Origin of the sequence: Dyella sp. S184, assembly GCF_009766065.1 — a bacterium.
In the GTDB taxonomy this organism is placed as follows: domain Bacteria; phylum Pseudomonadota; class Gammaproteobacteria; order Xanthomonadales; family Rhodanobacteraceae; genus Rhodanobacter.
Genome location: NZ_LMUE01000002.1, coordinates 1025637 through 1036346, shown reverse-complemented (window position 1 = coordinate 1036346; position 10710 = coordinate 1025637). Strand labels below are relative to the sequence as shown.

Sequence of the window (10710 nt, the reverse complement as noted above, 5' to 3'; positions counted from 1 at the left end):
CGAGATCGTCTGCGAAGGCCTGTCGATGCCGCATTCACCGCGCTGGGCGAACGGCAAGCTGTGGGTATTGAATGCCGGTACCGGTCATCTGGGCTGGGTGGACTTCACGACCAAGTCGTTTGTACCGCACACGTTCCTGCCCGGGTTCGTGCGCGGCCTGTCGATCTTCGGCAATACGGCGGCGGTGGGTTTGTCCAAGCCGAGGAACCAGCGTTTCGAAGGTCTGCAGCTGGATGCCGAACTGACCCAGCACGATGTCGAGCCCTGGTGCGGTGTGCAGATCATCTCGCTGACCAATGGCGATGTGCTGCACTGGATCCGTTTCGAGGGCGACATTACCGAGATCTTCGACCTGTGCTTCCTGCCGAATGTGCGCAACCCGATGATGGTGGGCCTGCGCACACCGGAGATCCGCGAGCTGATCACGTTTGAGACGGAGCTGCAGGCGGAGGGCGTGACGCCATGACGATGCACGGGAGTAGGGCAGGCTATGCCGTGTGTGTGATCGCGGCATTACTCGTGGCGACCGCGGCGCAGGCCCAAGCGACAACCCCGGCAAAGACACCCGCCACCCAGGCCACCCCGGCAGCGCCGGCCGATGAAGCGGATGCGATCTTTGCCCGTTGGGATACCGACCACAACGGGGTGCTGTCGCCTCAGGAGTTCCGGGTCGGTTGGCATCAGCTGCAGGCCACGGCCGAGCTGCATCGCCTGCACGAACAATTCGTGGCGATGGACACCGACAAGAACGGTTGCCTGAACGCGGCGGAGTACGCCCACCTGGAACTGATCCAGCACGCCGGCAAGTCCGCGCCACCGATGGCGATGTTCGATACGGAGAAGAACCAGTGTCTGGACTTCAAGGAATACGTGAACGTGGTCAACTACATGCTGAAGCACGAACACCCATGATGTTTGGGTGATGTGACTTTGGCTGGAGCAGGCAAAGTCGTTGCTACTGCGGCCAATCTGGGTTGCCGCGGGCAGCAGAAGTGCATGCACTTCTGACGAGGCTAGTGACCTCGCACGCGGCTGACTTGGCGATGTGCGCGTTTGATTTGCATCAAGAGGATGCGAGATCGTCCTCGCGGACTCATAAAAAAACCGCCCCGGTAAGGAGCGGTCCTGAATGGTGCCCGAGGCCGGAATCGAACCGGCATGACCGTGAGGTCGAGGGATTTTCTTCCCACTTCGGCTTTCGCCGCCAGCGCGAACGCTGTTCGTGGTCTGGAGCACGCCTTCACCGTAGCTTTGAAAGCCGTAGGTGCCCGCCGTCTGCTCTCTACACCTTCCTCAGACTTTGGATCGGAGGCTTGGCTCGGCATTGGCTCGAATGCTTGCGGCATCCAGGGCTTTCACCGAATTTGACGGGTGTCACCTCTGGGGTTTCCCCCGGAGGGCTCAAATTGTTTTAAGTCCCTTGTGTCTACCAGTTTCACCACTCGGGCTGGTTTGACTCGTTGCCGAGCCGATGTTCGCCCGCGTAAGTCGGGCTTGAGACGGCGCGAATCGTAACATGTGCACCCTTGTCGGCTCAGTGTCTCGTTTGGATTACATCAGGCTCTTGAAGATGTGGATGCCGGCGCTGTACTCGCCGATGATGGTGCCGATGCTGACCAGGAAGAAGTTGAGCAGGGTGCGCGCGACGCGGTTCTTCCACCAGCCGCTCCAGTGCACGATGTCGTCGCGCAAGGTGTCGAAGTCGACCACACGCGGGTGGCGCACCCAGGCTTCGGCCATCGCGCTGATGCCGCCGGCGGGGATGCCGGGGCGGAACGGTTTGATCGGTGCGGCGATGAAGGCGGCGAGGATGCTGAGTGGGTGACCGCCAGCGGCCACCGCGCCGAGCGCGGCAAAGCCGCCGGTGAACAGCACCCATGAAAGCAATGCCTGTGTGCCCAGCGCAGCATTGCGGTGGAATGCGTAGGCAATTGCCGCAAACACCAGCAGCACCAGCGCGACAGCCAGCCATTTCGGCCAGCGTGCCTTGGGCGGTGTGGCGGCCAGCTTGGCGACGGTGATGGCGGGATCGTCGTGCTGGTCGCGCAGCAGTCCGCTCAGGCCTTTCAAGTGGCCAGCGCCGATAACCACCAGCACGCGGCGTGGTTCGGCTGTCGCCGAGCGTGCCGATTCCTCGCGCAGGCGTGCGGCCATGAACGCATCGCGCTCGCTGATCAGGCTTTGAAAAAGTGGTTTCGATTCGCTGGCGAATTCGCTGAAGGCACTTTCCAATAGATCGCCTTGTTTCAGCTTTTCGATCTCGCCCTGTTCGATTTCCTCGCGCTCGAACACGCTGGCGAGCAGGCCACCGAGCAGGCCGAAGCGCTGCCAGAAGCCGACGCTGTGCCAGGCGCGCTTGAGCGTGGTGCCGACCTCGCGGTCGATCAGCCAGACCGGCAGGCCACGCTGTTCGGCGCCATCCATCGCTGCCTTCATCTCGGCGCCGGGCTGAATACCGGACTGATCGGCCAGGCGCTTTTGGAACGTCGACAGCACCAGGCTGGCGGCGACCATGCCGGCCTTGCCCTGGCGGATCACCTTGAACAGGTCCATCTGCTTGAACGCTTCCGGATCGCGCATGCTCTGCGCGCGGCTGTCGCACAACTCGATCGCCACGGCATCGAAATGCTCATGCGCCAGCAGCGCCTCGACCGCGTCCACGCTGCTGCGCGAGACATGCGCAGTACCCAGCACCACGTATTCCACGCCGTCACGCTGCACGCGCTCGATCGGCTGGCCTTGCAAGGCAGGCAACAGGGCAAGGTCGGTTTCGGGAACACTCATGCGATCAGCAGGCCGGTCTCAAGGGGAAATCCAAGCATGGGGACGACGGCCATGCGGAACAAGTTGCGCAAGTGTGCGCTAGCGCGGTTTCAGTCACGAAAACGCCGGAGCAGGTCGGCATAGGCATCGATGCGGCGATCGCGCAGGAACGGCCAGATCCGCCGCACGTGCTCGCTGCGCGCCAGATCGACCTCGACCAGCAGCAGCTCACGCCCGTCGGTACCGGCTTGTGCGAGGAACTCGCCCTGCGGGCCGGCGACAAAGCTGGAACCCCAGAACTGGATGCCGGAACCCACACCGGAGGGATCCGCCTCGTAGCCAGTGCGGTTACACGACAGCAGCGGCAGGCCGTTGGCTACCGCGTGGCCACGTTGCACGGTGATCCACGCATCGCGCTGGCGATCCTTCTCGGCCTGCACATCGTTCGGGTCCCAGCCGATCGCAGTGGGGTAAAGCAGCAGTTCGGCGCCAGCCAGCGCCATCAGGCGGGCGGCTTCCGGATACCACTGATCCCAGCACACCAGCACGCCGAGCCGGCCGACCGAAGTATCGATCGGCTCGAAACCGAGATCGCCCGGCGTGAAATAGAACTTCTCGTAGAACGCCGGATCGTCCGGGATGTGCATCTTGCGGTACTTGCCGGCGATCGCGGCCGAACGATCGAATACCACGGCGGTGTTGTGATACAGCCCGGTGGCGCGCTTCTCGAACAGCGAGGCGACCACCACCAGCTTCAGCTCTTCGGCCAGCTTGCCGATGCGCGCGGTACCGGGGCCAGGGATCGTCTCGGCCTGATCGAAGATCTCGACCGATTCGTGCTGGCAGAAATACGGGCCGTTGTGCAGCTCCTGCAGCAACACCAGCTCGATGCCAGCCGCAGCGGCTTCACGCAGGCCGGCCTCGATCGCGTCTAGGTTGGCATCGCGGCTGCCGCGGTCGGTTTCCTGCAGCAGGGCGACCTTGAGGGTCTTGCGGGTCATCGGCTTCGATCCTGACTTGACTGTTCGTACTGGCAACCCGCGGAGTTTAGCGGATGCCGACAAAACTCAGGCCAGACCGGCCGGCAACTGCATGGTGATGCAGTGCAGGCTGCCGTTCTGCCAGATCAGCGGGCGGCAGGGCACCTGCACGATCTCGCGGCCAGGATGCGCCGTCCCGATGATGCGTGCGGCCTCGTCGTCGGCCGGGTCGTCATAGGCCGGTACCAGCACGGCGCCGTTGACGATCAGGTAGTTCGCGTAAGAAGCGGCGAGGCGGCGACCTTCGTCGAGAATGGGCTTCGCCCACGGCAATGGGTAGAGCTGATACGGGCGGTCATCGACGGTGCGCAAGGCGGCCAGTTCGGCGCCCATCCGCTGCAACTCGTCGTGATGCGGGTCGCTGCTGTCGTCGCAGGCCTGGAACACGATGCGCTCGCCCGGCGCGAAGCGCGCCAGGGTATCGATATGCGCGTCGGTGTCGTCGCCTTCGAGATAGCCGTAATCCAGCCACAGCACGCGCGTGGCATGCAGGCTGTCACGCAGGATCGCGCTCATCTCCTCGCGCGACTGCTCAGGGTGACGCTGCAGCAGGCAGCGCCAGGTGGTGAGTACGGTGCCCGCGCCATCGCTCTCGATGCCGCCGCCCTCCAGCGCCCAGTCGATGCGCTTGTGCGCGGCATGGCCAAATACACCGGCGTCGACCAGTCCGCCGATCAGCGCATCGTCCTGCTCGGCACCGAACTTGCCGCCCCAGCCGGTGAAGCGAAAGTCGGTGAGTTGGAATCCAGCATCCCCAGCTTTCAGGGTGATCGGGCCGGAATCACGCAGCCAAGTGTCGTCATACGGCAGTTCGACGAAGCGGATGCGGGCGAGATCGACTTTGGCACGATGCAGCTGGGCCTCGACGTGAGCCTGCAGGGCGGCGTCAGCCACCACGATGATCAGCGGCTGGAAGCGCGTTACTGCTGCTGCCAGTGCCACATAGGTGGTTTCCACCGCGGCCAGGCGCTCGGCCCAGTCGGTATCGGCATGCGGCCAGGCAATCAATACCGCGGCCTGCGGTTCCCATTCCGCAGGCAGGCGCAAGGTGGCGTAATCAACCTTTTGCTTGCCACAAGAGTGGTCGGTCATGCGGGGATGTCTCAGTCGGGGAGGCACCAGGGTGGCTGCCGGACTGCGAATTGTACGACGAGGGCATCGGCCGCACACACAAAAACGCGGCCCGTGTCGCCACAGGCCGCGTCGTCGGAAACAGGATCAGTTGACGGAGGTCGGGTTGGTGTTGTTGCCGGCCGGCGTGTTGAGCACCGCGTGGATCACGTGCTCATGCTCGAAATACACGATGAAGTCCGAGTATTCCCAGCGGTTGATCTGCGGATGTTTCGGGGTATCGCCACCACGCGGCGACAATTTGCGCTGCGGGGCGCCCCAGGTCCGTTCGACCTGGGCCATGCTCATGCCTCGGCTGGGCAGGTTCATGCCCTTTTCTTCCTGCACGCGATGGACCAGCAGGCTGTCGCCGTTAGTGGCCGCACGGACTGTCTGCGGCGCGGCAAAACCGGCGGCAGCGATCAACATGACAAAGACCGGCAAACTGTACGTGAACTTGACCATGGCTCCCCTCTCCAGACAAGGCTGTATGCGGCGTCGTTGTAGCAGAACTACCCGAACTACGCCACGTTGTGGCAAGCAAAATGTCGACTATGCCACCTATGTGGCAAACCTATTGTGTCGATTGCGCCATGCCGGTTTGCGCCGATTGCGATGGGTTGGGCATTCGGCCATCGCGCAGGCATAACCAGCCGGTTCGTCGAGAATAGCGCTATCACCGCTATCATGGGCGGCTGCGAGCGATTGCCTGCCCGGTTTGGATGCTGTTTTTCATGATTTCCTTTCGACACTTTGCCTTGCGCCGCGGCACCCGCCTGCTGCTTTCCGATATCGATCTGGTGATCCAGAGTGGCTGGCGCCTGGGCGTGATCGGCCGCAATGGCTGCGGCAAATCCAGCCTGTTCGCGGCCCTGCAGGGCCGGCTGGAGAGCGATGCCGGCGAGCTGGACATGCCAGCCAAGCTGCGGCTGGCCTCGGTGGCACAGGAAACCCCGGCATTGCCGGACGCCGCGATCGACTACGTCCTGGGCGGCGACGAGGAGCTGGCCGACGCGATGCGCGAGGAGGCCGATGCCGGCGAACGCGGCGACATGGAGGCGATGGCCAAGGCGCATCACCGCATCGAGGAGCTGAACGGTTACGACGGGCGTGCCCGCGCCGGTCGCCTGCTGCACGGCCTGGGCTTTCCGCCGGAAACGCATGAGCGCGCGGTAAAGGAATTCTCCGGTGGCTGGCGCGGACGCTTGAATCTGGCGCGCGCCCTGATGTGCCCATCCGATTTGCTGCTGCTCGATGAGCCGACCAACCATCTCGACCTCGACGCCGTGCTGTGGCTGGAAGAATGGCTGCGCCGCTATCAGGGCACCTTGCTGATCATTTCGCATGATCGCGAGTTCCTCGATGGCGTGATTACCCACACGCTGCACCTCAACGACGGCAAGGCGAAGCTGTACACCGGCAACTACAGCGCATTCGAGCGCCTGCGCGCCGAGCAGTTGCGCCAGCAACAGATCTCGCATGAGCGCGAACAGGCCGAGCGGGCGCATCTGCAGTCCTTCGTCGACCGCTTCAAGGCCAAGGCCAGCAAGGCCAAGCAGGCGCAGTCACGCATGAAGCGTCTGGAGAAGCTGGCCGGTACCGAGGCAGTGCGCGCCGAGCGGCCGTTCAGTTTCCAGTTTCCGGTGCCGGGGCGGTTGCCAGATTCGATGCTGCAGCTGGAGGACATCACGGCCGGCTATCCGACCACGGATGGCGACGACATCAACATCATCCTGCGTGATGTCCGTTTCAGCCTCGAAGCGGGCGAGCGGATCGGTCTGCTCGGCCCCAATGGCGCCGGCAAATCGACGCTGGTCAAAACCCTGGTCGGCGAGCTCGATCCGTTCAGCGGCGAGCGCAAGGCACACAAGGATCTGAAGATTGGCTACTTCGCCCAGCACACGGTGGAAAGCCTGCGCGAGGGCGCCAGCGCGCTTGACCACCTGCAGGACAAGGCGCCGGGCGTAGCCACCCAGGTCATGCGCGACTTCCTCGGCACCTGGAATTTTGCCGGCGATCGCGCGTTCGAGTCAGTCGATGGCTTCTCCGGTGGCGAACGGGCGCGCCTGGCACTGGCACTGATTGCGTGGGACAAACCGAACCTGCTGCTGCTCGATGAGCCGACCAACCATCTCGACCTGGACATGCGCGAGGCGCTGGCCGACGCGCTGGCCGACTTCGACGGTGCGCTGGTGCTGGTCTCGCATGACCGCCATCTGCTCGGCATGGTCTGCGACAGCTTCTGGCGCGTGGCCGACGGCGTGGTGGAAAGCTTCGATGGCGACCTCGACGATTACGCCAAATGGCTGCGTACACGAGGCGCGGCCAACAAGAAGGCAGCGAAAGCAGGTGCAGCGGCCAAGCCGGTGATCCAGGTCGTACCGGACGAATCGCCCGAAGAACGCCGCCGCAACGCCGCTGCCCAGCGTGAGAACGAGAAGACCTCACGGCAACGGGTGAAGCGGATCGAGGCCCGCGCCGCCACGATCGAAACCGAACTGACCGCGCTGGAAACCCAGCTGGCTGATCCGGCTACCTACAACGGCCCCACCCAGGAAATGATGCGACTGGGACAGCGCCAGACCGAACTGCGCCGCGAGAAGGAAGCGCTGGACGCGGAGTGGCTGGAGCTGTACGAACGACTGGAAGCCTAGGGATACCCGTGAGCACGAAGCCGGAGCAATCGCTGCAACTGTGGCTACCTGCGCTGGCGCATTTCGAGCCGGGTCATCCATTGCTTGAACTGCTGGCGCGCGCCGATCGCCTGACTGATGCAGCTGCCGGTTACCTGGGTGGCCTGGGCGATTATTTCCAGGGTGTTGACGCCAATCTGCCGGCGGCGGCCATCACGCGCGAGTTTCTCGCTGGCGATGCGGCCGATGCCACTTGGTTATCGGCTGACCCGGCCTGGGTGCAGCCTGACATGAACGGGGTACGGCTGTTGGCCTGTGGCCAGCTGCAGTTGGGCATGGATGAAGCGCAGGCGCTGGCCGAGCCGCTGAAACCGGTGTTCGATGAAGCTGGCTTGCAACTGGAAATTTCCACGCCGGATCGCTGGCATCTGAAGCTGCCGGCCAATACCTCGCTGCCCAGCTTCGCCGCACCCGAACAAGCCTTGGGCGAAGACCTTTCGCAGCATCTTCCGCAAGGTACGGAAGGGCGCCGCTGGCGTGTGTTGCTCAACGAGGTCCAGGTGCTGCTGCACCAGCATCCGTTGAATGCGCAGCGGCGTACCCTCGGTCTGGCGCCGATCAACAGCCTGTGGCTGTGGGGCGGGGGCAGCCTGCCGGGGCACATGACCAGTCATCTGCGTGGAGTGATCAGTGACGACCTGTTGCTGCGCGCCCTGGCCAAACATGCTCATGTCATGCAGCAGACGCGGGCGATAGATACGGTGGGGGCCGCCACGTCCGGGTGGCTGATCGACCTGCAGGATTTGCCGACCAGCGAGATCGCATCGCGCTGGTGGCCGACCCTGCGGCTGCTGCTCAGTCGCCAGCCGGCCATCCTGCATTTCGCCAGTGCCGAACGCTGGCAGCGCAAACCATGGCATCGCTGGCGAGTCTGGCGCGGAGCAACGCGTTGAGCGCGCTGCAGTTGCGCCGACGCGAAAGCAAGGGCGCGCCCAGCGGCTGGCCCGACTCGGTGCATCCGGTACTGCAACAGATCTATGCCGCGCGCGGTGTGCTGACCCCGGCGGAGGTCGAACATCGGCTGGTCCGCCTGCTATCGCCGCAGACGTTCGGCGGCATGACGCAGGCCGTCGACCTGCTGCTCCAGGCCATCCGCGGCGACTGGACGATCCTGATCGCCGGCGACTACGACTGCGATGGCGCCACCGGCACCGCGGTGGCCGTGCGTGGTTTGCGGCTGCTCGGTGCGAAGCGGGTCAGTTATGCCATACCCAATCGTTTCATCCACGGTTACGGATTGAGCCCGGCGCTGGTCGAATCGTTGCAGCCAAAACCGCAGCTGATCGTCACCGTCGACAACGGCGTGGCCAGTGTGGCTGGCGTGGCGGTGGCCAAGGCACAGGGCATTCGCGTCATCGTCACCGACCATCATCTGCCCGGCGAACAGTTGCCGGCATGCGATGCGATGGTCAATCCGAATCTGGCCGGCGACGCCTTTCCCAGCAAGGCCTTGGCTGGCGTAGGCGTGATGTTCTATCTGCTGCTGGCCCTGCGCGCGAAGTTGCGTGAGCAGGGTGTCTTCGCGGCAGGCAGCGAACCGGATCTGTCCGTACTGCTCGATCTGGTGGCGCTGGGCACGGTGGCCGATCTGGTGCCGCTGGATTTCAACAATCGCGTGCTGGTCGAGTCGGGGCTGCAACGCATCCGCAGTGGCCGCGCTTGTGCCGGCATCACAGCCCTGGTCGAGTCCGGCAAGCGCAGCGTGGCAACGCTGTGCTCGAGCGATCTCGGCTTCGTCGTCGGCCCGCGTCTGAATGCGGCAGGGCGACTGGAAGACATGCGCCTCGGTGTCGAATGCCTGCTCACCGACAGCGTGACGCAGGCACGTCAGTACGCCGAACAGCTCAGCGCGATCAACCTGGAGCGCCGCGACCTGCAGGCCTCGATGGTGGCCGAGGCCGAGCAGATGGTGGCGGGCTTGACCGACATCGATGCGATCGGCGTGGCGCTGTACGAGCCGAGCTGGCATGCCGGCGTGGTAGGTCTGGTAGCCTCGAAATTGAAGGATCGCCTGCATCGTCCGGTGATCGCGTTCGCCCCGGCCAGCGAGGATGACACCGACAATCTGCGCGGCTCGGCACGCTCGATCGCCGGCTTCCATATCCGCGACGCGCTGGCTGCGATCGACGCGCGCGCGCCGGGCCTGATCGAACGCTTCGGCGGCCACGCGATGGCGGCCGGACTGAGCCTCAAGACTTGCGACTATCCACGCTTCGCCGCCGCATTCGATGCGATCGCCCGTGAACTGATCGATGCCGAGCGGCTGCAGGCCGTGCTCTTCACCGACGGTGAACTGCCGCCCGGTGCTGCCTCGCTGAAGTTGGCCCGGCAACTACGCCATGCGGGACCGTGGGGGCAGGCCTTCCCCGAGCCGCTGTTCGACAACCTGTTCGAATGCGCCAGCTGGAAGGTGATGGGCGAGCGGCATCTGCGCTTGCAGCTGCGCGACCCACGCGACGGCAGCGTGCATGACGCGGTGATGTTCAACGCGTATCACGGCCAGCCACCGCCGGCGCGGCTGCGCGCGGTCTACGAACTGGGCATCAACGACTGGCAGGGGCGTGAAACGCCTCGACTGTTGCTGCGGCACATCGAACCGGCCTGACCCTGCTCGCGTCCTTTTAACGCGGTCCGGGTCAAGCTGGTATCCACCCTGTCGAAGGAGAACGCTGGTGATTGCACAGATCGAGGGATTGCCTGCTGGCACGCTGGGGTTTCGCGCTCACGGCCAGGTCACGGCGGCTGATTACGAGAACATCATTGTGCCGGATGTCGAGGCGGCATTTGCGCTCAATCGCAAGCTGCGCGTGCTGTACGTCACCGCCGAGGATTTCACCGGTTTCGACCCTGGTGCGATGTGGGACGACGCCAAGCTGGGCATGCGCCACTTCAGCGGCTGGGATCGCGTGGCGCTGGTAAGCGACGTACCCTGGCTGCGCACGACCACGGCGGCGATGAGCTTCATGATCCCGGCCGAGATCCGCCTGTTCCACTTGAACGAACTGGACGAAGCGACGCAGTGGATCACTGCGGCATCGGCTTGATGGACTATCCATTCGGCACACTTGCGTATGGCCGTCCAATCTGTTCTAGTCGGCTCATGC

The 10710-nt window shown here is 64.2% G+C and carries 10 protein-coding genes; 6 read left to right on the top strand and 4 right to left on the bottom strand.

The genetic code is table 11. The features are described 5' to 3' along the window. Nucleotides 1-466: DUF4915 domain-containing protein (locus GSQ75_RS04440; RefSeq protein WP_158753907.1), on the top strand; the 466-nt coding region annotated here is incomplete at its 5' end. Next, nucleotides 463-912, top strand: coding sequence for an EF-hand domain-containing protein (locus GSQ75_RS04435; RefSeq protein WP_158753288.1), 450 nt, complete (start codon nucleotides 463-465; stop codon nucleotides 910-912). The genes GSQ75_RS04440 and GSQ75_RS04435, both read left to right, overlap by 4 nt. 639 nt (nucleotides 913-1551) lie before the next feature. Here GSQ75_RS04435 and GSQ75_RS04430 read toward each other — a convergent pair. The 4 genes from GSQ75_RS04430 to GSQ75_RS04415 form a co-directional block, all read right to left on the bottom strand. Beyond that, nucleotides 1552-2784: a TraB/GumN family protein gene (locus GSQ75_RS04430; RefSeq protein ID WP_158753287.1), complete on the bottom strand. Its 1233-nt coding sequence runs from the start codon at nucleotides 2782-2784 to the stop codon at nucleotides 1552-1554. Between the two features lie 89 nt (nucleotides 2785-2873). Continuing rightward, complete coding sequence (locus GSQ75_RS04425) at nucleotides 2874-3764, bottom strand: carbon-nitrogen hydrolase (protein ID WP_158753286.1); 891 nt, start codon at nucleotides 3762-3764, stop codon at nucleotides 2874-2876. A gap of 66 nt (nucleotides 3765-3830) precedes the next feature. Next, a complete protein-coding gene (locus GSQ75_RS04420) occupies nucleotides 3831-4895 on the bottom strand; it encodes an agmatine deiminase family protein (RefSeq protein ID WP_158753285.1) in 1065 nt (354 codons plus the stop codon). 126 nt (nucleotides 4896-5021) lie between these two features. Beyond that, nucleotides 5022-5378, bottom strand: coding sequence for a hypothetical protein (locus GSQ75_RS04415; protein WP_158753284.1), 357 nt, complete (start codon nucleotides 5376-5378; stop codon nucleotides 5022-5024). A 269-nt stretch (nucleotides 5379-5647) separates the two neighbouring features. On the opposite strand from GSQ75_RS04415, the gene GSQ75_RS04410 reads away from it, so the two are divergent. The 4 genes from GSQ75_RS04410 to GSQ75_RS04395 all read left to right on the top strand — a co-directional run bounded on the left by GSQ75_RS04410 (nucleotide 5648) and on the right by GSQ75_RS04395 (nucleotide 10650). Next, nucleotides 5648-7567, top strand: a complete 1920-nt coding sequence (locus GSQ75_RS04410; protein WP_158753283.1) for an ATP-binding cassette domain-containing protein — start codon at nucleotides 5648-5650, stop codon at nucleotides 7565-7567. Between the two features lie 8 nt (nucleotides 7568-7575). Next, nucleotides 7576-8499 (top strand): phosphoglycerate mutase, encoded by a 924-nt coding sequence (locus tag GSQ75_RS04405; protein ID WP_158753282.1) that lies wholly within the window; start codon nucleotides 7576-7578, stop codon nucleotides 8497-8499. Beyond that, complete coding sequence (gene recJ, locus GSQ75_RS04400; RefSeq protein WP_158753281.1) at nucleotides 8460-10211, top strand: single-stranded-DNA-specific exonuclease RecJ; 1752 nt, start codon at nucleotides 8460-8462, stop codon at nucleotides 10209-10211. Before GSQ75_RS04405 ends, recJ begins: the two co-directional genes overlap by 40 nt. 67 nt (nucleotides 10212-10278) lie before the next feature. Beyond that, nucleotides 10279-10650 (top strand): STAS/SEC14 domain-containing protein, encoded by a 372-nt coding sequence (locus GSQ75_RS04395; RefSeq protein WP_158753280.1) that lies wholly within the window; start codon nucleotides 10279-10281, stop codon nucleotides 10648-10650. The last annotated feature ends 60 nt before the right edge of the window (nucleotides 10651-10710 follow it).